The 23,125-nt window shown below is 65.1% G+C and carries 22 protein-coding genes; 6 read left to right on the top strand and 16 right to left on the bottom strand.

Features of this window, described 5'->3' with window-relative positions:
• The first annotated feature begins 272 nt into the window (after positions 1-272).
• Complete coding sequence (hemW, locus tag BN973_RS19750) at positions 273-1,445, top strand: radical SAM family heme chaperone HemW (protein WP_036470307.1); 1,173 nt, start codon at positions 273-275, stop codon at positions 1,443-1,445.
• A 5-nt stretch (positions 1,446-1,450) separates the two neighbouring features.
• Here the strand turns inward: hemW and BN973_RS19745 are convergent, their stop codons facing one another.
• Both BN973_RS19745 and BN973_RS19740 read right to left on the bottom strand, forming a co-directional pair.
• Positions 1,451-2,686 (bottom strand): sodium-dependent bicarbonate transport family permease, encoded by a 1,236-nt coding sequence (locus BN973_RS19745; protein ID WP_036470306.1) that lies wholly within the window; start codon positions 2,684-2,686, stop codon positions 1,451-1,453.
• A gap of 283 nt (positions 2,687-2,969) precedes the next feature.
• Positions 2,970-3,176, bottom strand: a complete 207-nt coding sequence (locus BN973_RS19740) for a hypothetical protein (RefSeq protein WP_036470305.1) — start codon at positions 3,174-3,176, stop codon at positions 2,970-2,972.
• 534 nt (positions 3,177-3,710) lie between these two features.
• Here BN973_RS19740 and BN973_RS19735 point away from each other — a divergent pair.
• A complete protein-coding gene (locus tag BN973_RS19735) occupies positions 3,711-5,057 on the top strand; it encodes a salicylate synthase (protein ID WP_036470303.1) in 1,347 nt (448 codons plus the stop codon).
• Positions 5,058-5,061: 4 nt separating this feature from the next.
• Here the strand turns inward: BN973_RS19735 and BN973_RS19730 are convergent, their stop codons facing one another.
• From BN973_RS19730 to BN973_RS19685, 10 genes are all read right to left on the bottom strand, one after another.
• The gene (locus BN973_RS19730) at positions 5,062-6,006 is read right to left on the bottom strand and encodes a MerR family transcriptional regulator (protein WP_036470301.1); all 945 of its coding nucleotides are present in this window, start codon (positions 6,004-6,006) and stop codon (positions 5,062-5,064) included.
• Positions 6,007-6,013: 7 nt separating this feature from the next.
• A complete protein-coding gene (locus BN973_RS19725) occupies positions 6,014-7,516 on the bottom strand; it encodes a flavin-containing monooxygenase (protein WP_036470300.1) in 1,503 nt (500 codons plus the stop codon).
• Positions 7,513-8,433 (bottom strand): ferritin family protein, encoded by a 921-nt coding sequence (locus BN973_RS19720; protein ID WP_036470297.1) that lies wholly within the window; start codon positions 8,431-8,433, stop codon positions 7,513-7,515. The genes BN973_RS19725 and BN973_RS19720 overlap by 4 nt, the downstream gene beginning before the upstream one ends.
• 26 nt (positions 8,434-8,459) lie before the next feature.
• Positions 8,460-9,323 carry an SDR family NAD(P)-dependent oxidoreductase gene (locus BN973_RS19715; RefSeq protein WP_036470296.1) on the bottom strand — a complete coding sequence of 288 codons (864 nt, stop codon included), beginning with the start codon at positions 9,321-9,323 and terminating at the stop codon, positions 8,460-8,462.
• Positions 9,324-9,325: 2 nt separating this feature from the next.
• A complete protein-coding gene (locus tag BN973_RS19710; RefSeq protein ID WP_084163463.1) occupies positions 9,326-10,336 on the bottom strand; it encodes an alpha/beta hydrolase in 1,011 nt (336 codons plus the stop codon).
• Positions 10,337-10,402: 66 nt separating this feature from the next.
• Positions 10,403-11,398 carry an aromatic/alkene monooxygenase hydroxylase subunit beta gene (locus BN973_RS19705; protein WP_036470294.1) on the bottom strand — a complete coding sequence of 332 codons (996 nt, stop codon included), beginning with the start codon at positions 11,396-11,398 and terminating at the stop codon, positions 10,403-10,405.
• 3 nt (positions 11,399-11,401) lie between these two features.
• Positions 11,402-11,713: an MmoB/DmpM family protein gene (locus BN973_RS19700; RefSeq protein ID WP_036470293.1), complete on the bottom strand. Its 312-nt coding sequence runs from the start codon at positions 11,711-11,713 to the stop codon at positions 11,402-11,404.
• Complete coding sequence (locus BN973_RS19695) at positions 11,710-12,048, bottom strand: Rieske 2Fe-2S domain-containing protein (RefSeq protein ID WP_036470291.1); 339 nt, start codon at positions 12,046-12,048, stop codon at positions 11,710-11,712. The genes BN973_RS19700 and BN973_RS19695 overlap by 4 nt, the downstream gene beginning before the upstream one ends.
• Positions 12,041-12,286 carry a toluene-4-monooxygenase system B family protein gene (locus BN973_RS19690; RefSeq protein ID WP_036470290.1) on the bottom strand — a complete coding sequence of 82 codons (246 nt, stop codon included), beginning with the start codon at positions 12,284-12,286 and terminating at the stop codon, positions 12,041-12,043. The genes BN973_RS19695 and BN973_RS19690 overlap by 8 nt, the downstream gene beginning before the upstream one ends.
• Positions 12,287-12,291: 5 nt before the next feature.
• Positions 12,292-13,800, bottom strand: a complete 1,509-nt coding sequence (locus BN973_RS19685) for a YHS domain-containing protein (RefSeq protein ID WP_036470287.1) — start codon at positions 13,798-13,800, stop codon at positions 12,292-12,294.
• Positions 13,801-14,090: 290 nt separating this feature from the next.
• Between BN973_RS19685 and BN973_RS19675 the strand changes: the two genes are divergently transcribed.
• Positions 14,091-14,741, top strand: coding sequence for a MarR family winged helix-turn-helix transcriptional regulator (locus BN973_RS19675; protein WP_232232116.1), 651 nt, complete (start codon positions 14,091-14,093; stop codon positions 14,739-14,741).
• Positions 14,742-14,778: 37 nt separating this feature from the next.
• Here BN973_RS19675 and BN973_RS19670 read toward each other — a convergent pair whose 3' ends face one another.
• Positions 14,779-15,861: a GGDEF domain-containing protein gene (locus tag BN973_RS19670; RefSeq protein ID WP_036470284.1), complete on the bottom strand. Its 1,083-nt coding sequence runs from the start codon at positions 15,859-15,861 to the stop codon at positions 14,779-14,781.
• Positions 15,862-15,916: 55 nt separating this feature from the next.
• On the opposite strand from BN973_RS19670, the gene BN973_RS19665 reads away from it, so the two are divergent.
• The gene (locus BN973_RS19665) at positions 15,917-16,861 is read left to right on the top strand and encodes a 3-hydroxybutyrate dehydrogenase (RefSeq protein WP_269147648.1); all 945 of its coding nucleotides are present in this window, start codon (positions 15,917-15,919) and stop codon (positions 16,859-16,861) included.
• A 4-nt stretch (positions 16,862-16,865) separates the two neighbouring features.
• Here BN973_RS19665 and BN973_RS19660 read toward each other — a convergent pair whose 3' ends face one another.
• From BN973_RS19660 to BN973_RS19650, 3 genes are all read right to left on the bottom strand, one after another.
• A complete protein-coding gene (locus tag BN973_RS19660; RefSeq protein WP_036470281.1) occupies positions 16,866-19,694 on the bottom strand; it encodes an MMPL/RND family transporter in 2,829 nt (942 codons plus the stop codon).
• Positions 19,691-20,089, bottom strand: a complete 399-nt coding sequence (locus BN973_RS19655; protein WP_036470278.1) for an MmpS family transport accessory protein — start codon at positions 20,087-20,089, stop codon at positions 19,691-19,693. Before BN973_RS19655 ends, BN973_RS19660 begins: the two co-directional genes overlap by 4 nt.
• 353 nt (positions 20,090-20,442) lie before the next feature.
• Positions 20,443-20,868, bottom strand: a complete 426-nt coding sequence (locus BN973_RS19650) for a hypothetical protein (protein WP_036470276.1) — start codon at positions 20,866-20,868, stop codon at positions 20,443-20,445.
• A 204-nt stretch (positions 20,869-21,072) separates the two neighbouring features.
• Between BN973_RS19650 and BN973_RS19645 the strand changes: the two genes are divergently transcribed.
• Positions 21,073-22,521: an FAD-dependent oxidoreductase gene (locus tag BN973_RS19645; protein WP_036470275.1), complete on the top strand. Its 1,449-nt coding sequence runs from the start codon at positions 21,073-21,075 to the stop codon at positions 22,519-22,521.
• A 397-nt stretch (positions 22,522-22,918) separates the two neighbouring features.
• The gene (locus BN973_RS31145; RefSeq protein WP_139830243.1) at positions 22,919-23,125 is read left to right on the top strand and encodes a hypothetical protein; all 207 of its coding nucleotides are present in this window, start codon (positions 22,919-22,921) and stop codon (positions 23,123-23,125) included.

The raw sequence follows: 23,125 nt of genomic DNA, 5'->3' as shown, positions 1-23,125 counted from the left end.
CTGCCACGGATGCCGACGGGCCGTACCACCTGGTCGAATTTGTTCTCACGGTGAGCAAAACTACCCGCTAATCCTGGGTAATCAGATAGACAAACCCGAGAAACCCCTGAGAGGCCGTTCCTCCTGGTCGCCGACCGTGGGCCGCTGGTATGGCCGGCGCCCCGCAGTCGTCCGCGAGTCCCACGCTCGGCGACGATGGGCCGGGGTGAAGTTGCTCACCCACCCGTCCGTCGAGCAACCGGCACGATCCGGCGTTCGTGCAATCATTTGGCATGGCCCTTCGCGCGGCACCGGTCGAGCTTCCCGGGATACAGCGCAGACCTGAACAGGCGTTTGGGGTTTACGTCCACGTCCCGTTCTGCATTACCCGTTGCGGATATTGTGATTTCAACACCTACACACCCGCCGAGCTGGGCGGCGTCAATCCGGACGCGTGGCTGGACGCGCTGAACACCGAGCTCGAGTTGGCCACCGCGCGGCTGGACGCACCCACAGTCGACACGGTGTTCGTCGGCGGCGGGACGCCGTCGCTGCTGGGCCCGGCGCGCATCGTCGCGCTGCTCGACACGGTGCGCAGGCACTTCCCGCTGGCGCCCGACGCGGAGGTCACCACGGAGGCCAACCCGGAGTCGGCCTGGCCGGACTTCTTCGAGGCCGCCCGGGCGGCCGGGTACACCAGGGTGTCGCTGGGCATGCAGTCGGTGTCGCCGTTCGTGCTGGGCGTCCTCGATCGGATCCACACGCCGAACCGGTCGGCGTCGGCAGCCCGGGAGGCGTTGGCGGCGGGCTTCGACCACGTCAGCCTCGACCTGATCTATGGAACGCCGGGGGAGACCGATGACGAACTGTTGTGCTCGGTCGATACGGCGATCGCCACCGGCGTCGACCATGTGTCCGCGTATGCGCTGGTAGTCGAGGAAGGGACCGCGCTGGCGCGCCGGGTCCGCAGCGGTGAGCTGGCCGCACCCGACGACGACGTGCTGGCGCATCGCTACGAGTTGCTCGACGAGCGCCTGTCCGCGGCCGGTTTCGACTGGTATGAGGTGTCCAACTGGTCGCGGCCGGGCGGCGAGTGCCGGCACAACCTCGGCTATTGGAACGGCGGCCAATGGTGGGGCGCGGGGCCGGGCGCGCACGGTCATGTCGGCGCGACGCGATGGTGGAATGTCAAGCACCCCAACGCTTACGCCGAGGCGCTTCAGGGTTCGGCGTTGCCGGTGGCGGGTTTCGAGCAGCTCGACGTTGAGGCTTTGCACACCGAGGACGTCCTGTTGAAAACCCGGATGCGCCAGGGGCTTCCGCTTGAGGTGCTAAACGCCGCCGAGCGCGAACGGGCCAAAACCGTTGTCGCCGACGGCTTGCTGATCGCTGAGGACGACCGGCTGGTCCTCACGCCGCGCGGCCGATTGCTGGCCGACGCGGTCGTGCGGACGCTATTGGGATGACGGCGTCAAACGCCGAACCACCCTTCGACGACACGGGCGATCTCGATGTAGAGCGGGATGCCGATCGTGACGTTGTAGGAGAACGTCAGACCCAATGACGCGGCCAACGGCAGTGTCGGGCTTGCTTCCGGGATGGCCAGTCGCTGGACCGCCGGCACGGCGATGTAGGACGCCGCGCCGCACAAGACCGCGAACAGCACGTAGGTGCCCGGCTTGAAGTCGGTGTGGGTCACGCTGGCGTAGCAACAGGCGACGATGATCCCCAGCGTCGCAAAAAGATTCGGGGCCAGCAACGCGAAGAAGATGAAACCCGGTCCCGCCGTCTTCAGGTCCTTCAACTTGCGGGAGGCGGTCATGCCCATCTCGAGCAGGAACAGGCACAGCACGCCCTGGAAGGCCAAGACGAAGAACTTGTCGTCGTCTTGCACGACCTTTTGACCCTGCAAACCACTGATCAGGCCGATCGCGATGCCGCCGAAAAGGAGCACCAATCCGGGGTTGAGGAAGACTTCTTGAAAGAGCTCACGGGAGAACATGGACTGCTTCTTGGTGGGCTGCGCGCGCGGGCTCACGTCGAGTTCCTCTGTGCGTTCGCCCTTTTCGAGGGAAAGCTCGAGTTCGTCCTCGACCGCGAGTCCGAGCTCGCTCCCCAGGCTCTGGCCATGGGGCGGCCGCGCCGCCGTGCCGGGCCCGACTCCGACCTTGACCGGCGTGTAGCCCGGCTCGTCGGCCATGTTGCCCGCCGCGTCCATACCCCGGTGCCGCAGTCGAGCGACCAGGTACAGCGCCACCAGGCAGCCCGGAACCTCCATGACGGCCAGCATCACCGGCATGTACGCGTCGAAGGCGATGTTGACCGCGGCCAGCACCGCCACGCAGGTGGCAAACGTCCCGGCCGAATCCGACCCGTAGTAACCGGCCACGGTTGCCCGGTCGATTCTGCGCAACTTGGTCATCCAGCTGATGAGGAAGTAGGCGATGATGCCGATCAGGAAGTTGAGGACAAAGCCCAGCACGATGAATCCCACGATCACCCCGACGCTGGAGGCCTTGACCTGGGCGAGTTCCTCACCCCCGTGCCAGCCAATGGCCAACAGCAGGTACATGGTGAGGCCCTGATAGATCACATACGGAAACTCGAATCGCACCTTCAAGATCGGAATCAGGAATCCGAAGTAGAAGAAAAGCAGAAGCGGCTTGAACAGGTTATGCGTGAAGTTATGCCAGAACTCTTGCAGCATTAGATGCCTCTCTTTATCCGTCCGGTGGCCCGGGGGAAGCACCGTCCGCAAGCGGGGGCTACCACGAACATCCCGACGACCGTGGAAAACTTAGCTCTGCGGCTGTCAATCCGCCACTCGGATCCGACCCGAAATGGGGACATCGCCTCAGGCCGCGCCGAAACGGCTTTGTATCACAAAAGCCGTGGTCACAGCGGTGCAGGTAGGACCGGGTAAGGCGGGATTAGCGTGAATCTGGTGTGAGTTCACTGTGCATTTACTGTCAGGATTCGCGTGTCGGGGCTCAGCCGGAAATTAGCGAGGGCCTGACCCCGGCGCCCCGTTTACGGTGCGTCACCGACAGCCACGCGGACGGCGAGTAATGCGTCGTAATTTCTTCGAATCCGTCGACCCGGGAAACCGTAAGGACGCCGGTTTCCTGGTTAATTTCGAGTTCGTCGCCGTCGGATGCCTGGACTTCCTCGCCGTTCGCGAGCCGAATCACGAACATAATGTTCCTCTCGGTCGATGAGGCGGTAATCGCGAGCGGGCATTTGCTGCAGTCATTCGTGCCCGACCGGATTAAACCTCCGTTACGTCTTTCTGTCAGCCGCCGGGTGGGGCGTCTGGCGCGCTCGCGCGGCCCGACCGCACGCGTGGGCGCTTCGAATCCTGGTGGGGTTCATCCGAACTACCCCCTTCTCCGCGCCGCTGGCTGGCGAGCCCCCCATGCAGCGGCACCGGAGCCGGCAATGGTACGGGGAACACAGACATGGTAGCCCTTCCCTATGCGCTAAGCAGGTGAACGAGGGGCAAACGTTCAAGCCCCACGATGCCGCCGGACGCGCCACTGCGCCCATCGTCACGCGCCGGATTTAAAGCCTCTGCCTGCCGAAACGGTCTGGTGGCAGCAGCCGCGGAGCGTACCGGCGGGATTCTGGCAACGGGTGATGCCGGATTAATTCCTGGCGAGAACTGTCCGAGGGGAGCGGCTTGCGAGACCACGACTTTATGAGATACCTACGTTAGGTTAGCCTTACCAATCGTGACTGAAGCTAGCGTCGAGACGAATCCGATCGGTATGGCGTTCCCACTAATTCCCATCCCGGCCCGCGTCGACCCGGCCGATCTCGCCGCGGAGTTGGCGGCGGTACTGCACGACCGAAGCGGGGAAGAGTATTTGCTCTACGAGCACACCGGCCAATGGGTGCTGGCCAGCGGTGTGCACGCGATGATCGAGCTGGACAGCGATGAATTGCGGGTAATCCGCGACGGCGTGACTCAGCGCCAAGGGTGGTCCGGGCGGCCGGGGTCCGTCCTCGGCGGGGCGATCGACTCGCTGCTGGCCGAAACCGATCAGCTATTCGGCTGGATCGCATTCGAATTCGGCGTCTACAAATACGGGCTGCAGCAGCGGCTGGCGCCGGGCACCCCGCTGGCCCGACTGTTCTGGCCGAGTTCACGCATCGTGGTGAGCCAGGACGGTATTTCTCTTTCCTCGGACGAACATCGTCAAGTGGTGCTCGACGTGCTCCGCGACGGTGTGCGCGACCTGCGCGAAACTCACGGGATCGATATCGCCGCCGACGGCTCGCAATACCGCGACCGGGTGGCCACGGCGGTAAGCGAGATCGCGGCCGGGCACTACAGCAAGGTGATTCTTTCCCGGTCCGTGGAAGTGCCTTTCGCGCTTGACTTTCCGGCTACCTATCGGCTGGGCCGGCGGCACAACACGCCGGTGCGGTCGTTTCTGCTGCAGCTCGGCGGCATTCGTGCGCTGGGCTACAGCCCCGAGCTGGTCACCGCCGTTCGTCGAGACGGCGAGGTGATCACCGAGCCGTTGGCCGGCACCCGCGCTCTCGGCCGTGGTCCGGCCAACGACCGTCAGGCCCGCGACGACCTGGAATCGAATTCCAAAGAGATTGTCGAGCATGCGATTTCGGTGCGCAGCTCGCTGCAGGAGATGAACGAGATCGCCGAACCCGGAACGGTGGTGGTGACCGATTTCATGACCGTGCGGGAACGGGGGAGTGTGCAGCACCTGGGTTCCACGGTCAGCGGGCGTTTGGATGCGTCCAATGACCGGATGGACGCTTTGGAGGCGCTCTTCCCGGCGGTCACGGCGTCGGGCATCCCGAAAGGTGCCGGTGTCGAGGCGATCATGCGACTCGACGAAGCACCGCGCGGGCTGTATTCCGGTGCGGTGGTGATGGTCTCGGCCGACGGGACGCTGGATGCCGCGCTGACGCTGCGGGCGGCCTACGAATCCGGCGGCAAGACGTGGCTTCGGGCGGGCGCCGGAATCATCGAAGAGTCGCAAGCCGAGCGCGAGTTCGAGGAGACCTGCGAGAAGCTGTCCACGCTGGCGCCGTATCTGATTGCGCGCCGGTAGCGTCTCAGGTGGCTTTCCGCCGCCGTGCCGACAACTCGTGGGGCGGCGCTTCGGTTCCGGCTTCCGGTGAGTGTTCGAGGTAGTCGGCGAGAATGCGGCTGGCCAACGATTCGATGTTGGACTCGATCGACGACGCGAGCGTGGCGGTGACGGTGGCCACGGCCTGGGTGCGGAACCGAACCAGCATCGTGATCAGCTCGGCGATCTCGGCATCCGCCGGCAGTGCCTGGCCCGGCTTGATCCTGTCGATGACGTGTTCGGCGCCGGCGCGCACCAGCAGGTCGCTGATCTTGTCGATCTCGGGCACGATCTGCTCGTGCAGGTCGACGAGCTTCTCCAATTTGACGCCGTAGCCGCGGATCTCGTTGAACGCTTCGATCAGCTTGGGCCGGGTCACGGTGGCAATCTCACCGTCCACCCGGATCACCTGCAGGCTGACCAGCCGCTCGAATGCGGCCGGATCGTCGACGAGCGCCTGGGCGTCGACGAGCGCCATGGTCTCCGGCTTCTCGGTGGTCCAGGTACCGACGATGGCCGTCTCCAGACCCAGCACGTCGCCGAGGCTTCTGCCTTCCTCCCACGCGCTGAGCATTTCCCGCACGTGGGCGATGTTGTAGCCGCGGTCGAGCATCGAGGTGATCAGTCGCAGTCGCGTCAGATGGGTGTCGTTGAACAAGGCGATACGGCCCACGCGCAGCGGGGGAGGCAACAAGCCGCGATCGCGATAGACCCGGATGTTGCGGGTGCTGGTGCCGGCCAGCCGGGCCAAATCGTCGATCCGGTACTCCCCGGACGCGCCGCCGTGCGGATGGCGCGCGGCCGCGTCGAACAGCTGAGACACCGCGGTCTCGATGAAGTCCCGCGATTGGCGGCGAACGCGTTTGGGCGCCCGCCGCACGTTGTACAGCACGCTGGCGATGGTGCCTGGCTCCGGCCGGTTCGGTGGCATCTCGGCCTCAGGCGGTCGAGGTGACGCGCGCCGTGGCCCGGCGCGCCACCGCCCGGTAGTCCGCGTGGCGGAAATCGCTCATCTGGCGAAGATACTGGGTTGCGAAACCCGGATACATCGAGGCGTTGAATCCGTCCTTGGTGAGATACCAACTGCGGCAACCCGACATCCAGGTCGTCTTGGTGAGCCGGCGCTGGATGTCGGAGTTGTGGCGCAGTTGGACGTCTTGGCGAACATCGAGATAGCGCAGGTCGTCGTCCAGGATGGTGCGGATGCCGCGCACCGCATAGTCGAGCTGGCCTTCGATGTAGACCAGCAGCGAGTTGTGCCCCGGCCCAGAGTTGGGGCCGGTCATGAAGAACAGGTTCGGGTAGCCGTGCGCGTTGATGCTCTTGTAAGCCTGTGCGCCGTCGGCCCATTCGCCGGCCAGCGACCGGCCGCCGAGACCGGTGACGGCGAACGGCGGGCCGGTGAGGTGAACGTCGTAGCCGGTGGCGAACACGATGCAGTCCAGATGGTGCTCGATGCCGTCGCTGGTGCGGATGCCGACCGGGCTCAGCGTCGCGATCGGCCAGGAGATCAATTTGCAATTGTCGCGTTGCAGGGCCGGGTAGTAGTCGCTGGAGACCAGCATCCGTTTGCAGCCGGGGGCGAAATCCGGGGTCAGCTGCCGGCGCAGCCACGGGTCTTTGACCGTGGCGCGCAGATGGGCCTGGCCGAGCCGGGCCACCACCGAGGTGAGCGGGGTGTTCCACACCAGCGCCGTCGCGCTGGCTTCGTGGCCCCAGAACAGAGCTTGGCGGGCAAGTTGTTGGACCGCAGGAACTTTGGCGAACAGGGCCTGTACCGCCGGTGGGGTCGCCACATCCAGGCGCGGCAACACCCAGCCGGGGGTGCGCTGGAACACCTTGACGAACCCGGCCTGCTTGACCAGTTCGGGGACGATCTGGATGGCGCTGGCTCCGGTGCCGATGACGGCGACGCGCTTGCCCGCGAAGTCGTAGTCGTGATCCCAGCGGGCGCTGTGGATCTTGTGTCCCTGATAGGTGTCCAGGCCGCGGATGTCCGGGAAGCTGGCATCCGACAGCGGGCCGGAGGCCAACACGACGGTGCGGGCGCGAAAACGCTTGCGGTTTTTGGTCTTGGCCGTCCACACGCCGGCGTCCTCGTCGAAAGTCAGGTCGTTGACCTCGTGCTTGAACCGGATGTGGCGCCGGATGTCGAATTTCGTCGCCATGTCTTCGAGGTGGCGGCAGATTTCCGCGGCGGGGGAGTACGTTCGCGACCACGTCGGGTTCTGCACGAACGAGTACGAGTACAGCAGCGACGGGACGTCGCAGCTGGCCCCGGGATAGGTGGTGTCGCGCCAGGTGCCGCCCACCTTCTCGGCGCGCTCCAATATGACGATGTCGGTGACCCCGGCCTCGGCCAACCGAATTGCCGTACCGAGCCCGGTGAACCCGGCTCCGATGATCAGTGTTGCGTAGACGTGGTCGTTTGCCATGGTCACGCCGCCGGGTCGTGGGTGAGTTCTTTCGACCAGCTCGGAGCCGGTCGCAGCAGCGGCTTGGGGTAGAAATCCGACAGCCACACCATGGAATTGGCCAGCAGCTGATAGGGGTGGCGTGGGTTGACCACCCACATGCCGTGCCGCTTGAGCAGCTTGTAGGTGGGCACCCGGCGGGTGCGTTCGCCGCGGTCGCCGAGTTGCTTGAAACGGTTGACCGCGTTGAACAACCGTTCGGCGTCCATGCCCATCCCGGCCATCTCGTTGCGGATCCGATTGAGCAGTGGGACGTACATGACCATCCCGAGGATCAGCCCCGGGGAGGCGAAGCGGCCGACGAAGTCGATGGCCAGGCGCCGCGCGGTGGCGTGGCCGATCATCTCCAGCACCTCGAAATCGACTGCGATGTGCCGAGATTCGTCGTTGTTGATCTTCTCGAAGACCTGATGGCAGACGGGGTCCTCGACGGACTCCAGCAGGAACTTCAGCAGCGCGCCGTCGAGCGCGACCTCCAGCATCGGGATCACGGTGCCCAACACCGACAGGGGCATGTCGTCGGCGAACGTGTCCAGCCATTCGATGGCCAACCGGATGTTGACATTGGGCTTCGGGATCTCGCCGTCGTCGAGCATGTCCCAGCGTTTCATCAGTGCCAATTCGGCGTTGGCGTGCCGTTGCTCCTCGGCATGGAAATAGCGGTAGATTTCCGCGATGGTCGGGTTCGGAGCCTTCTTGGCGAGCGCGGCAAATCCGCGGGCCCCGATGTTCTCGATCCAGCACAGGTCGGCCATGAACGCCTTGAGCTTGGGCCGGAAGTCGGGCTTGATGGTGTCGGCACCCGGTGCGTCCCAATCGATATCGGCGAGCGCCCACTGGCGATCCTTGATCTTGGCGAGCATGGCTTCCATGTCGATGGCCATTTTTGGTCCCCTTCCCCCCTTTGGGCTTATCGGTGCGTGTTCGCCCGCGACACCAGGCCGACTGCACGGGTATAGGTTTGGGGGGCAACACGTTTGATGTTCCAGCCGATTTTGGCGTCGAGTTGTGGCAGGCAGTAGAGCTCGCCGCGGTCATGGGTATCCAGGCAGATCCGTGCCACTTTCTGCGTCGAGATTCCGGTCCAGCGCATCAGTTTCGCGGCGAGCTCTCCTGATGCCTGGCTGATGCGGCCCGATTCGACGATGTTGGTCTTGACGAACGTCGGGCACAGCACGGTGACCCGGATGCCGGTGCCGGACAGTTCGGCGGCCAGCGTTTCGGAAAGCGAAAGTACACCGGCCTTGCTGACGTTGTAGGCGGCCATCCCGGGAGCCGCGCCGAACGCGGCGGCCGAGGCGACGTTGATGATGCCGCGTGGGGCAGGTGACGGGCCGGCCGCACGCAGGATCGGGGTGAACACGTGGCAGCCGTGAATCGGGCCCCACAAGTTGACGCCCAGCGTCCACACCCAATCATCCAGGGGCACATCGCCGATCCCCGCGCCGCCGGCACCGACACCGGCGTTGTTGATGACCAGGGTGGGCGCGGCTCCGAAGAAGGACTGTGCTTGGTCGGCCAGCGCGCGAACGTCGTCGATGCGCGAGACGTCGCAGCGCATCGCCATCGCGTCGGCGCCCAGTTCGGCGATCGCAGCTGCGGTCCTTTGTGCGGCGGCCTCGTCGATGTCGCTGCACAGTATCGTGCCCTGACGGCGGCCGAGCTCGATGGCGAACGCGGCGCCGATGCCGCTGCCGGCCCCGGTCACCACGGCCAACGCGTCGCGGCTGGTGCACTTCGACGTGCCGAGCAGTTTGTCCAGCGGTCCGAGCATCGTCAGCCCGCCTCGTCTTTGACGGCACGAGCATCCTGCAATGCGTGGGCGATGAAGCGCGCGACGTAGGCCATGGCCTTGGCGGCTTCGGGTGTCATCCGCGGAAGTGCTTGGAACACGTGGACTTGGTGCGGCCAGATCTGCAGCTCGCAGCGGCCGCCCGCCGCCTTGATGTCGGCAGCCAGCTGCCGCGCATCGTCCTGCAGCATTTCGGCCCCGCCGGCTTGAATCAGGGTCGGGGGCAGCATCGCGCCGCCGGCGACGTCGAGCGTCAGCCGGGGGTGGGTGAGTTCGATGCCCGGGTGATAGAGCGCGACCAGGCGGGCCGCGTCGGCCACCCGGATGGCGGGATCGGGGCGAATCTTTTCGCGGGCCAGCGACAGCGCGAACGTCATGTCGATCAGCGGCGAGAACAGCACCAGCGCGGCCGGGGATTGCGCGGCGACCTCGGGCTGCAGCAGCATGTCGACCGTCAAATGGCCGCCCGCTGAATCACCGGCTACCACAATCTCTTTCGCCGGCACGCCGCACGTTTGCACCAGCCAGTCCCACCCCGCCCGGACATCGTCGGCGGCGGTGGGGAAGCGGTAGCGCGGCGCCAGCCGGTAGTCGATGCTGAACACCGGCAACCCGGTCAGCGACGACAGCCAGGATGTCAACCGCCGATGGGTCTTTGGCGAACACACCGCGTAGCCGCTGCCGTGCACGTAATAGATCGCACCCCCGTTGGTCGAGGAACGCGGCGCCGCGCTCGTCGGCGTGCGGGGCCCGTACACCCATTCGCCCTTGACCCGGCGGCCGTCGGGCAACCTCGTGTCGACCTGTTGTACGCGGGTGCCCGCCAGCGAGGGGCCGAACGTGGCCATGACCCGCGCGATCATCCGGCGCGACAGCCAAATTCCCCACGCCCGCTCGGGCGGCACCAACCGGCTGAACGGCCGCAAGGTGTACGTGCTTACCGCCGCTGCGCCGCGGGACCGCAATGACCCGCGGGCCGGAACGATGTCCGCCATGCCACGGAGTCAACCGCAAATGGTGACATTCGTCAATGGCAGCTTCGGGGGGGCGGCTGGGCCGGCCTATGTCACCCCGGCCCATTGCGTGTCAAATGCGGCGACCGAATCGGCGACCCGGCGTCGGGACGCTGCAGGGTCGGGAAATGTCGCGGCCAGGCCATCGACACCGCGGTCGGCCAGCGGACGCCACTTCGCTACCCAGTCGTCGATGACCGCGCGGTTGGCCGGGTTGGCGGCCAGAGCGTAACGGGTCAGCGCAGCGCTCCACACCTGACTGCGGGTGGTGTCGACCCGGGACTCCTGCAGTAGGGCGGCGGTCAGGCCGTCCCGGTTGGCGGTGGCCAGGTCGACGAACGCCTCCTTGAACAGCGCGTCGAGCGCCGGCTTGACCACCAGGTTCAGCGCCGTGAAGGCCTCGCCCCAGTCGTAGGCCAGGAGTAGCCGTTCGAGGGTCTCCCGGGCCGGCTGCCACGCCTCGTCGGACTCCCAAATCCGCCTCGTCGCTTCGGTGTTGGCCAACTGTGTGCCGTGCGTCAGCGACAACGACTTGGCCCGGTAGGCGATCCACTGCAGCGCCCGCAGCTCGTCGGCTGCCTGGAAGAACGCCGCGTTGGTGATGTAAGCGCTGGGGGCCAGCTGCCCGACGTAGAGGCTGGTGATCTGTAGGACATGAAACGCGTAGCGGGTCGGTACGTAGATGCGGTTCAGTGTCTCGACCCAGGTGGGATCGAGTCGCGCGTCGTGGTCGAGCGCCTCGTAGTGGTCGACGACGCCCTCGGCGTAAACCTCGCGGTCGTGTTGCAGCGCGATATAGCGGCGGTAGTTCAGGGCGGCCGGATCGCGAAAGCCCTCCCAGTCGTCGGCTTGCAGCGGCGAGCCTTCGCGATGTTTGAGATACCACCGGTTGATCGCGCTGTCTGGGTCGAGATCGAACGGGGCGGGCTTGCGGTTGAAGTGGTAGTGGAATCGGCCGGTGACGGCCTCGTACTCGGTAGGCCTACGCCGGGTATCGCCGGTGATGCTCCATGTCTTGAGCCGCCGGGGTGCTGCGGTGGTCATGAGTCAGTCCTCTCGGTCCAAGTACCAGTGCAGTTCGTCGTCGCCGACGTAGCGAATGCGGCCGGCAAACCCGACCAATGCCGGCTCCAGCGTCGCCAGCGGGAATGGTTGTCCGGCAGCGGCTTCCAGGCTGGCACGGGTTACGCGCAGGAAATGCGGCGCGTGAATGCGCACATAGCCGGCATGATCGTCGACGACGACGGCGGCGGCGGGGTTGTCGGCATAGATGGCCTCGGTGACCGCCGAGACGATCTCGGGGTCGAAGCCCCGCACGACGGGACCGACGAGCTTGGCCTGCTCGGCAGCTGCGGTCATTGCTGGCTCCGTTCTTCGGTGAGCGATACGACAATTTGATCGCCATCACGGCGCACCGGATGGCTGTGTAGGCGGCAGTTGGTGGGATTCACCCCGGCGCCGGTGGCCAGGTCGAATTCCCAGCTGTGCGCGCCGCATGTCAGGACGTCATCCTCGACATGGCCGTCGGCAAGCGGGTAACTCGCGTGCGGACACCGGCCGTCGTACGCGCGGATCTCCCCACCGCGCAAGTGCGCCAGCAAGATCGGCCGATCGCCCACATAGAACTCGCCGACTTCGCCTTCCCACAGCTCGTCGAGGGTGGCGATGGGGGTCCAGTTCTGGATGCTAGTCATAGAAGGCCTCGACGTGGTCCAGCGGACCCACACCGGTCGCGGCGATACGCGCCTGCGGATCCAGCACATTCCCGTTGTGGCGCAACCGGATCGGTGCATCGCGCCTGGCGACACGGTGCCCCACGACGTGGTGGGCGATTGCCGCACCCACGGCCTCGACGGTGTCTGCGTCGTCCACGGGGATCAGCAGTTCGAGCACATCGCCCTCGAACAAGGCCGTCAATGGAAGCAGCGCCATGGCCCCTAGCCCTTCGCTCCGTTGGTCGATCCGTTCAGTGCCCACGCATAACCGTCGGCATCCTGGCCCTGCTCCTCGGCTGAGAGCCCGAAGTACTGCAGCACGGCCCCCAGATCCGGGGGGCTGATTTCTCCGGAGAGCACCCGGTCGATCAGCGACTGGTGGCCGGCAAACCGGTCCGGGCGCTGGGCGAAGATCCACCGGCACGGCTCCGAGCAGAACAGATACTTGCGCCCGTTGTGCACATATGTCGGCGGCGCGGGATCGGTGTGCGCGCCGACGATTACGCCCGCGGCGCGAACCACCGGCAACTGGCACAGATTGCAGGTGATCGGTAGCGTCTCGGGCAGCGTGGCCGCGACGTCGCCGTTGCGAATGTTCTCGGTGATGACGTCCCAGTGCTTGCCGAAGTCCCGGTTCCAACCGGGATACTTCTCTTCGAGCCACAGCCGCTCGGCCGCGGACACCCCGGCGTCAGGGTTCCACCACACTGTCGGCCGGTAGTACCACACCCCGAGATGGATGGCGTGGTGATACCACGTCAACTCATTGATGAATTCGTCCCAGTACCAAGGAAACTCGAGGCCGTAGTCGCGGAATTGATCGGCGAATTGTTTGACCACCCAGTCCTCGATGAACTCCTTGAAGCTCATTCGCCGGCTTTCCAGCGGCGTGTAGTAGTCCATCGATAGGCCGGTCAGCAGGGCGAAGACGCGCCATGACCGCCAGAACATGTGGTCGATGAGGAACTGGCCCCATTCGGCCTCGCCGTTGTCGCTGAGCACCTTGATCGTCGGCTCGCCCTGCTGGGCATGCCGCGCCTCGTCCGTCTGGATCGAGCTGATCAGCGCGCCGAACTCCAAGTCACCCACGTCGATGGCGTCGGCGGCCATGCCGAGGAATTGCAGATTGGTGAAGCCGGTCTCCAGCGTGAACGTCAACTGCAACGCGATCGACAGGGCGTCGTTGGCCACGAACATGTCATCGAACACATGACGCACCGCCAGCACGATCCAGTTGTTGGTGTGAAACGCCTTGAGCGCCCAGTCCCCCCGCGGCTCCTTGTCTAGCAGACCGAACGGGAAGAACGCCTGGATCTGACCGTGGCGGACCTCGTCGAGAGTGCCGAAGGTGGCGGTGTTGCGCCAAGCGGCGGAGCGGCCGAACCGGCCCATCCGCGCCTCACCGATGGACGCCAGGTACTCGGGCATGGTGATCGCCCCGTAGTGCGCGACGATCACCGATTTCCAGCCGGGGTCAAGTTGATCGAACAACTTCGAGCGCCCGATCGCGTTCTTCAACGAGTACGTCGTGGTGTCCTTGGTGACCTGGTTGTGGACGTACTCCCGGTAACCGATCTTGTACGGCTCGTCCCATTTGAGCCAGCCTTCCGCGGAGACGCGGTGCGTCCCGGACAGCTCTTCAGGAAACACCTCGTCCTCGGTGGCGTAACGAAAGGTCCAGTTGGTGTCGCGAGCGAGGTCGTACCAGTCACTGCGTGCGAGCTTGGGCATAAATCGTCCTTAGTCCGTCATTGGCTGCCATCTCAGCCCTATTGAGCCGCGTGGATGACGCGATTGGCGTCTATCATGAGACATATTCCAAGGACTCCTAAGGGTTCTGCTCACGGAGATTCGCATCCTCTTGCGTTCGGCACGCCAGAGTTACGATCCGGTGCGAACCCCTATGGACAGCAAACGAATGAGGAGAAGGCCGGCGTGACCGTTACCGACGGATACCGGGCGAATGTTCACACGAGCACGTTCCCGAGCAAGCAGACTGCGGGGGTGGCCTGCAGGGACGCGTGGCGGCACGTACTCGACGTTGGGGCGGGCCGACTCAACGAGGTCGCGCTCTGAAACCCGAAGGCGCACGGCATCGCAGCCTCGACTCGAAGATCGTCGCGGCCCTGGATCGCGTTGGTGACGCGCTGCATGTGCTCGCGCGCCGCAATGCGGAGGCCCACGATCTGTCGAGCACCCAGATGCGGGTGTTGGTCTGGCTTTTCGTGGGACCGCCACCCGTGGCGCGCAGCACCGCGCTGGCCCGCGAACTCAATGTCGCCGATCCCACTATCAGCGATGCGATCGCGGCGTTGATCCGCAAGGGTCTGGTGGTGCGTACGCGGGATCCACGGGATGGACGCCGTCACGACCTGGCGCTGACCCAAGCCGGCCGCAAGGCCGCCGGCGAAGTGTCCCGGTGGACGGCGCCGGCGGAGATCGCAACATCCAAGCTTGACCGAGTCGAGGCGGAGCAGTTGCTCGACAGCTTGCTGATCGTAATTGCGAAACTGCATGAGGCGCAACTACTTCCAGTCGTACGAGCGTGTAGCACTTGCGCGCAGCTAGAAACAATCGCAGCCGACACGCGAAGCTATCGGTGCAGGTTCTACGGCACGCCGATGTCGTTGTTCGACCTGCGGGTCGACTGCGCAGAACACGTCACCGCCTAACCTTCCAGCGTGTGATGCCTGCGGGGCAGCCACAGCGTTACTCCGGCCGGTAGCGGTATGTCGAGGCCCGAACCCGATTCCCGCCGGCGCGTTTGGCCTCGTACATCGCGGCGTCGGCGGCCTCGACGAGGCTTTCGATGATCTGCCGGCCGGGGCTTTCGACGACCATCGGCAGACGAGCGCTGCTGACGCCCAGGCTGGCGGTCACGTACCACGGGGTAGCGGCGATGGCCGTCCGCATGGCCTCGGCGGTCTGGAGCGCTTCCGGCATGCCGATGCTCTCGGCCACCAGAAATTCCTCCCCGCCGACCCGGGCGATCACGGTCTTGCCGTCCCGGATTTGGCGAAGGTTGTCGGCTACGGCCACCAGGATCCGGTCTCCGGTGGCGTGACCGTAGGTGTCGTTGATGAGCTTGAAGTTGTCGAGATCGATCATCAAAACGCTTATGCAGAGTGGACGTTCATCCCCATTGAGCAGCTTGGGCGCCGTCCGGTAGAAACCCCGGCGGTTGCGCAGGCCGGTGAGCGGATCGGTCGAGGACTTCAAGGCGTCCACCGACAGCCAGTGCACGAGCACCTGTCCGCAGAACGGTACGGCCAGAATCCCGGCGCTGAGCACCAGCCAGTCCGCCGCCGCGATCAACGCATCGCTGTTCGCGGCGATCCGGGCGGCGCAGATTGCCGCGGCACTCGACGCGGTGCCGAGTGTGAAAACCAATAGGCGAGCGGAGTGGAAGAACGCGACGTAACCCGCCAGGCCGCCGAACGCCGTGCAGCCGAGCATCCCGTTGCGCGGGTCGTTCTGCAGGACGCAGATCGCGGCGATGCTCACGGCGCCGACCGCCGAAAAGACCTTCGATTGAACGCGGGTCGGCCAGCGCAGCAGATATACCAGTGCGAATCCGGCAAGGATGACAATGGCCGCCACCGCGGTCACGCGCTGCGTCGGCGCGTGCGGGCCCGATGGGCTGCTGAGCATGAGCACCGTCGCCGCCACCAGGGTGGTCAGGATGGCGGCGAGCAAAGAGCGGACAAACGGCTTGAGTCCACGCGCGGCCAGGTAATCCGACAACCAGACGTAGTGGTCGGGTTGACGCCACCACGCGCTGATCCACCCCATTTACCGACGCCCCTCGCCCTCGGTGACGTCGTCGAAGCGACGTTGCCTCGGTCGTATGTTACGTATCGGCAACGCAGATGCGGGACTGTTAGCAGAATTCTCGATTCTTACGGTGAGGCTCGAACTCCGGAATGATCGTTGTCACGGGTGTCCGCCAGGCCAGCCCCGGATAGTCAACTCCGATGGCCCAGAAGCGTCCGGGAAAGGAAAGCCGCTGATGATCCGCGGAAAGTCCGTCGTCGTAACGGGTTCCACGTCCGGTATCGGCCTTGCCGTCGCACGGGCCTTCGCAGCAGAAGGCGCGAACGTGACCCTCAACGGTTTCGGCGAACCGGAGGCTATCGAGCAGCAGCGGCACGATATCGAAGAGACCTTCGGGGTGACGGCGGCCTATGCGGGCGCCGATGTGACCAAGCCGGTCGAGATCGCCGAGATGATCGACGGCGCCGAACAGACCTTCGGAGCGGTCGATGTCCTCGTCAACAACGCCGGCATCCAATTCGTGGCGAAGCTGGAGGATTTTCCGGTCGAGAAGTGGGACGCGGTGATCGCGACGAACCTGTCGTCGGTTTTTCACACCTGCCGCTGCGCACTGCCCGGGATGAAACGCCGCGGCTGGGGCCGAATCATCAACGTCGCCTCGGCGCACGGCCTGGTGGCGAGCGCCGAGAAGGCGGCGTATGTCGCGGCCAAGCACGGCGTCGTCGGCCTGACCAAGGTGGTAGCGATCGAAACCGCGCAGGACGGCATCACCTCCAACGCGATCTGCCCGGGGTGGGTGCTGACTCCGCTGATAGAGCAGCAAATCGAAGCGTTCGCCGACACGGCGGGCAAGTCCTTTGACGAGGCCAAGCGAGAATTCGTTGCGGAGAAGCAGCCGATGGCCCGCTTCACCCGCCCGGAAGACGTTGGCGCGCTTGCGGTTTTCCTGGCCGGCGATGCGGCCGCCACCATCACCGGCGCGAGCTACTCGATCGATGGCGGCTGGACCGCCCAATGACGCACTACGCCCGTTGCGGCAGCGGGCGGCTACGCACCAGCGTGGGCCACCAGAACCACGGTCCGAGGATCCGCAAGATGCACGGCACCACGAACGACCGCACGATCAGCGTGTCGAGCAGCAGACCGATGCAGACGGTGGAACCCACCTGACCGATCGTCCGCAGATCGCTGGACAGCATCGCCAGCATCGTGAACGCGAACACCAATCCCGCGGACGTCACCACGCCGCCGGTGCTGCCGAGGGCGCGGATCAGGCCGGTGTGGATTCCGGCGTGCAACTCCTCTTTGACACGCAGGATCAACAACAGGTTGTAGTCCGAACCCACCGCCACCAGGATGATGAACGTCAGCGGCAATATCAGCCAGTGCAGCGGCAGACCGATCAGATGCTGCCAAACGAGTATGGAAAGCCCGAACGCGCCGGCGTAAGAGAACGCCACCGTGAGGGGAATGACCAAGGCCGCCATCAGGCTTCGCGTGAGGAACAACATGATCAAGAAGATCAGCACGAAGGCGGCGATCGCCACGATCAGCAGATCGGACGCGGCGTATTGCTTGATGTCCTTGTTGGTCGCTCCGGAACCGCCGATATAAACTTTCGAGCCGGCCAGCGAGGTCTCCTTGAGCGCCACGGTTATGGCCGTGGGGAACTGCTCGACATGCTGCACGCCTTCGGGGCCGTTGGCGTCCCCCTCGTGGGTCACGATGATCCGCGCGGCCCGGCCGTCCGGCGACATCAGCAGCGCCATACCGGTTTTGACGTCTTCGTTGTCGAATCCCTCGTGCGGAATGTAGAAGAAGTCATCGCTGCGGGACGCGTCGAAGTCGAGCCCGACATTGATCTGGTCGTCGAAGGTCTGGTTGGTCTGCGTGGTCTGCAGAGACGACTGTCCGTAGGTGTTGACCAACAGGGACGCCAGCGCCTCGGAGTCGTCGGCCGTGAGTTTCAGCTGCGTGATGATCTGCGGCAGGGTCTTGTCGATGACTTCGAGCGAGGTGACGGCGTCCTTGATATCGTCGGCCAGCTTGTCCAGGCCGTCGATCGACTCGAACAGCGACCTGAACGCGTAGCACACGGGGATGTCGAAACAGTGCTTCTCCCAATAGAAATAGCTGCGCATCGGCCGGAAGAAGTCTTCGAGGTTGGCAAGGTTTGCCCTCAACTCGTCGGTGACCTTTTGCATGTCCTCCATCGTGAGGACCGTTTTGTGCATCTCGTCCGACATCGTCTGGAAGAAGTCGATCTCCTTGCGCAAGACCGCGACGGTGTGCGTCGTAATCTCTGCTTGCTCTTGGGTATTGGCGTTTTGCCGCTGGGTGAACGGAAGCTGTTGGCCGAGACCGCTGCCTTGCGTGGTGAACAAGTAGGGGATGGTGGCGTGTTCCAGAGCGCGGCCCATCGGTCTGGTGATGCTTTGCACCATCGCGACGCCGGGCAGGCGTTCGAGAGCCTTGGCGGCGCGGTCCAACGAGATGAAGTCACCCGAGTTTCGCAGGTCGTGGTCCGACTCGATCATCAGCATCTCCGAGAACAGCTTGCTCTTCGGGAAGTGCCGATCCGCCGCCTGGAAGCCAAGATTGGCGGGGGCGCTGCGCGGCTGGTACTGACGGTCGTCGTAGTTCTGCCGGTACGTCGGTACGAAGATCGCCCCGAGCATGACGGCGGCGGTACTGGCCGCGAGAACCGGCACCGGCCATCGGACCACGCTCGTCCCGATCCGCCGATACAGATGGGCCTTGGCCTTGCTCTTCGGGTCGAAGAGCCCGAAAAGGCTGCCCACGGTCAAGAAGGCCGGACCGAGCGTCAGCGCCGCCGCGATGGTGAACAGCATGCTGATCGCAACGGCCGGGCCCATGGTGTGGAAGTAGTTCAGCCGCGCGAAAGTCAAGCAGTAGCACGCCCCCGCGATCGTCAGCCCCGAGCCGAGGATGACGGGCGTGACACTCTTATATGCGGTGTAGAACGCCTGCTCCCTGCCCTCCCCGTCATGTCGCGCCTCGTGGTAGCGGCCCATCAAGAAGATGCCGTAGTCCGTCCCTGCTCCCAAAGTCAGTGCGACGACGATGTTTACGGCGAACGACGAGAGCTCGATGTACCCGAGATGCCCGAGGGCTGAGATGACCCCCTTGGCGACCAGCATCTCGAACAGAACTCCGGCCAACGGCACAAACAGGGTCACGATGGAGCGGTACACCAGCAGCAACATCGCGATGATCAGAAAGATCGTCACGATCGTGATGTCGTTCAGGCTCGAATTCGCGATAGCCACCGTGTCCGAGGCCAGCGGGGCGGCGCCGCTGACGTAAACCTTGAGCCCGGGCGGCGGCGTGTCCTTCGCGACGATATCCCGAACGGCCGCAACGGATTCATTGGCCTGCATTTGGCCGATATCGCCGGCGAGACGCAACAGCACGTATGCGCACTTGCCGTCGAGGCTCTGCGCCCCCGCCGCGGTGATCGGCTTCCCCCACAGATCCATGGCGTACTGCACATGCTTGGGGTCTTGCTTGAACCGGCGCATCAAATCGTCGTAGTACTGATGATCGGTGTCGCCCAGCGGCCGGTTTGCTTCCAGCACGATCATGGCCAAGCTGGTCGAATCGGACTCCCGAAACTTCGCACCGATGGACAACAACGCCCGCTGCGACGGCGCGTAGTGCGGGACAACCGGCCCCGCAAGCTCTTCGGCAACCCGCTCTACCTGCGGCATGAAGGTGTTGGTCGACACGGCCAGCAGGGCCCAGAAAGCGATGATCGGTATCGCGAGGACGCGGACCATCCTGGGGACGAACGGTCGCTTCGCCGGCGGCTCCGACCGATGCTCGCTCATGCGGACTTCACCAGGCAGAAAACGTGTGCGTCCTGATGGGTATCGGATTGTTCAGCGCGGACAACGCCATTCACCCGCAGCCGACAGCCGACCTGACCGCCCTGAACCTGGGCCGAGATGCTGCCGGACACCACGGTGAGTGTGGTCGACTCCGTGTGCGACCACGGCAAGGTCGTCAGATCGACCCGGTGCGGATGTCCGTTGACGTCCGTCCAGACCAGCATCCCGCCTTGCCCGACGGAGCCGAACAACTCGTACGTGAGGCGTTTGATACTGAACTCCGGCGGCGCCGCCGGAGGGTTGACGGTGATGACGGGTGGGGGATCGGAGAATTCGTGCACCTTCCACATGGCCACCCCGCCCACGGTGAGCGCGACGACGGCAACCAACGGCATCCAGACTCGTGCCAAGACGGTCCTGCCGACCGAACGAGGGCTCACTCGATCACCCTTTCGCACTCCGGTTCGGGCCTTGCGCTGTCATCCAACCCCACCCGCACGTCGCCCAAATAGTAGACGGTCATGTGCTCAATGCGATGGACTGATGGTCAAGAGTAGCGGCTTTGCGCCAATACGAGAACATGATGACCACGGACGTTGCCACCCACCGCGGCTCACCGCAATGCGGCTGGGCCCCACTCACGCCGAGGGCCGCACAAATCGCCATGACCATGCCGTTTTGCCTTTGGCGCCGTCGATGGCGTGAAAATGCGCGTTGGAACGGGTATGAGTCGTGGCCATATCGTTGCTCACGACAATTTCCGCAAACGCCTTTTCAGCCTGGCGCTGCGGAGAATCTGAGTCGTGAAATTCAGGGAGGCGAGCATGGGGAACACCCCGAGGAATGTCCGCTCGGAGGGCGTCGCGCCGTGCAGGTGGTAAAGGCTCCCGAACACGTAGAAACATCCCACCATGAATAAAGCGCCGGGGATGCATAACGCCATCACGGAGCTGCGAACGGCGATGATTTGCTTGGCGTAGTCCAGCTCTTCGGCCGACATTGGTTCGCCTTTACGCACCTTGGTGGTGACCGTTCGGGCGATTCCGATTTCGTCGCTGATCGCAGTGGTAGGTCGGTCGCCCAGGCGTTTGACGTAGACGGCGGCAAAGGCGGCAAACACCAGAGCCAGCACCAGGGCAACCACGGTCAGCAGTCCATATAAACCTTGCTCCATTGCGCACTCCTTCGTAACCGTTATGGACGCGACCGGTCACTAGCGTAGGCCGGAGCCGGTGCGGTGCGGAATCCCGCTGGCACCGTTTGGTCAGGCGACGGTAACGGTTCAGGCTCGTTTCGGTCATGCCGCCGCACGTCGGGCGCTGCCGCCGATCGCGCGGTTTAACAATGCGGGGCATGACGCAGTCGCGGGAGTCCGACGATGGCGCGTGAGATCTCGCGGCAGACGTTCTTGCGCGGTGCCGCGACAGCGCTGGCGGCCGGTGCGGTGTTGGGCACCGGGCGATTGGGCTCGACCCCGGCTGTCGCTGCGCCGAATGCCACTGGCTGGGACGGTCTTTCGTCGGCGCTCGGTGGCAAGGTGTTGCTTCCCGACAGCCCGCAATTCGGCGCGGCCAAACAGGTTTTCAACACCAACTACAACGGCTTGACGCCGGCGGCGATCGTCACTCCGACCTCGGCGGCAGACGTGCAAAAGGCGATGGCTTTCGCCGCGGCCAATCACCTCAAAGTCGCTCCGCGCAGTGGTGGGCACTCCTACATCGGCGCGTCTACGGCCAACGGCGCCATGGTGTTTGACCTGCGCCAGCTGCCCGGGGGAGTCAACTACGACGCCGCCACCGGGCAAGTCACGGTGACGCCGGCGACAAGTCTGTATGCGATGCACGAAACCCTGGCCGCGGCCGGCCGGGGGCTGCCGACGGGTACCTGCCCATCGGTGGGCGCCGCGGGCCACGCCCTGGGCGGCGGGATGGGTGCCGATTCTCGGCATGCCGGCCTGCTCTGCGACCAGTTGACGTCGGCGCAGGTGGTGCTGCCCGGCGGCCAGCTGGTCACCGCGTCCGCCAACAGCAACCCCGACCTGTTCTGGGCGCTGCGCGGCGGCGGGGGCGGCAACTTCGGGGTGACCACGTCGCTGACCTTCAACACGTTCGGAACCCACGACGTCGATGCGGTGAACCTCAACTTCCCGCCGCAGTCGTTCGCGCAGGTCCTCGTCGGCTGGGCCAACTGGCTGCGCACCGCGGACCGCAACAGCTGGGCGCTGGCCGACAGCACCACCGACGGATTCGGAACGAGCTGCCGCATTCTGGCGACCTGCCCGGCCGGATCGGGTCCCAGCGTGGCGAAGGCCGTCGTTGCCGCCGTCGGCCTGCAACCGACCGGGACCGAGAACCACACGTTCAACCGCATGGACTTGGTCAGGTATCTGGCCGTCAACAACCTGAATCCGCAACCTTTGGGCTATGTCGGCGGGTCGGATGTCTTTCAGAGCCTCACCCCGGCCGCGGCAGCGGGAATCGCCGCCGCGGTCAACGCGTTTCCGCGCGGCGCCGGTCGCATGCTGGCCATCATGCACGCCCTGGACGGCGCGCTGGCCACCGTGGCCCCGGGTGCCACCGCCTATCCGTGGCGCCGCCAGGCCGCGCTGGTGCAGTGGTACGTCGAGACCGGCGATCCGGCGGCGGCGACGAACTGGCTCAGCACGGCACACCAAGCGGTGCAACCGTATTCGGTCGGCGGCTACGTGAACTACATCGAGGCGAACCAGCCGCCGGCCCGCTATTTCGGCCAGAACCTGCCCCGGTTGTCCGCCGTGCGGCAGAAGTTCGACCCGGGCCGGGTCATGTTCTCCGGGCTGAACTACTAGCCGCCCGGCTGACGCGTCGCCGAGTGTGCGGCGGCGGCCTCGAGTGTGCGGCGGTGGCGTCGAATGTGCGGCCTGGGCGTCGACACGCCGGGCGCCACCGGCCGCCAGTGCACACCGAAAGCCGCCGGTGCACACTCGGTGCCGCATTCGCCAACGGAGCGAGCGGCGTGGTCTGGTCAGCGCCCCGCCGCGTCGGCAAGGATGGAGCCCGGGGAGGCTCGCCCAATCGCCGGCCGTGGGGCGGCTCGGCAGACGGGGAACAACCACGAAACCCTCCGCGGGCCGCGCTGTGTCCGGGATCACGCTGCTTAGAGGGGGCTTAGTGGCAACGGCGCAGGGAGAGAGGATAGGGTAACCAAAAAAATTAGGGCAGCCTGTGCTAATTAAGGGAGGTTCCGTGGTGCGTGCCCCCGCGGGCTCGGAGGACATCCGTGCGGAGGTAGGCGAACTGCTCGGCGTCGGCGTCGACGCTGTTCAGCCAGCCGACAACCTGACGTGTCAGGGCCTGGGCCCCGTCCGCAGGATGTCGCTGGCCGGCCCGTCACGACGGCGAGCCGCAGGCTCCCATGCCGCTGCCGCGGCCAAAGTCGACGTGGTCCGGTGA

This window comes from Mycobacterium triplex (assembly GCF_000689255.1).
Classification (GTDB): Bacteria; Actinomycetota; Actinomycetes; order Mycobacteriales; family Mycobacteriaceae; genus Mycobacterium; species Mycobacterium triplex.
Note: the sequence above shows the minus strand (reverse complement) of the source record. Positions and strands in the feature narration are given on the sequence as shown.

Bases quoted from the DNA above. Each gene is read 5' to 3' on its own strand.
- hemW (WP_036470307.1), top strand. From the start codon at position 273: ATGGCCCTTCGCGCGGCACCGGTCGAGCTTCCCGGGATACAGCGCAGA.
- BN973_RS19745 (WP_036470306.1), bottom strand. From the start codon at position 2,686: ATGCTGCAAGAGTTCTGGCATAACTTCACGCATAACCTGTTCAAGCCG.
- BN973_RS19740 (WP_036470305.1), bottom strand. From the start codon at position 3,176: ATGTTCGTGATTCGGCTCGCGAACGGCGAGGAAGTCCAGGCATCCGAC.
- BN973_RS19730 (WP_036470301.1), bottom strand. From the start codon at position 6,006: ATGCCACCGAACCGGCCGGAGCCAGGCACCATCGCCAGCGTGCTGTAC.
- BN973_RS19720 (WP_036470297.1), bottom strand. From the start codon at position 8,433: ATGGCCATCGACATGGAAGCCATGCTCGCCAAGATCAAGGATCGCCAG.
- BN973_RS19715 (WP_036470296.1), bottom strand. From the start codon at position 9,323: ATGCTCGGACCGCTGGACAAACTGCTCGGCACGTCGAAGTGCACCAGC.
- BN973_RS19710 (WP_084163463.1), bottom strand. From the start codon at position 10,336: ATGGCGGACATCGTTCCGGCCCGCGGGTCATTGCGGTCCCGCGGCGCA.
- BN973_RS19705 (WP_036470294.1), bottom strand. From the start codon at position 11,398: ATGACCACCGCAGCACCCCGGCGGCTCAAGACATGGAGCATCACCGGC.
- BN973_RS19700 (WP_036470293.1), bottom strand. From the start codon at position 11,713: ATGACCGCAGCTGCCGAGCAGGCCAAGCTCGTCGGTCCCGTCGTGCGG.
- BN973_RS19695 (WP_036470291.1), bottom strand. From the start codon at position 12,048: ATGACTAGCATCCAGAACTGGACCCCCATCGCCACCCTCGACGAGCTG.
- BN973_RS19690 (WP_036470290.1), bottom strand. From the start codon at position 12,286: ATGGCGCTGCTTCCATTGACGGCCTTGTTCGAGGGCGATGTGCTCGAA.
- BN973_RS19685 (WP_036470287.1), bottom strand. From the start codon at position 13,800: ATGCCCAAGCTCGCACGCAGTGACTGGTACGACCTCGCTCGCGACACC.
- BN973_RS19670 (WP_036470284.1), bottom strand. From the start codon at position 15,861: ATGGGGTGGATCAGCGCGTGGTGGCGTCAACCCGACCACTACGTCTGG.
- BN973_RS19665 (WP_269147648.1), top strand. From the start codon at position 15,917: ATGTTACGTATCGGCAACGCAGATGCGGGACTGTTAGCAGAATTCTCG.
- BN973_RS19660 (WP_036470281.1), bottom strand. From the start codon at position 19,694: ATGAGCGAGCATCGGTCGGAGCCGCCGGCGAAGCGACCGTTCGTCCCC.
- BN973_RS19655 (WP_036470278.1), bottom strand. From the start codon at position 20,089: ATGCCGTTGGTTGCCGTCGTCGCGCTCACCGTGGGCGGGGTGGCCATG.
- BN973_RS19650 (WP_036470276.1), bottom strand. From the start codon at position 20,868: ATGGAGCAAGGTTTATATGGACTGCTGACCGTGGTTGCCCTGGTGCTG.
- BN973_RS19645 (WP_036470275.1), top strand. From the start codon at position 21,073: ATGGCGCGTGAGATCTCGCGGCAGACGTTCTTGCGCGGTGCCGCGACA.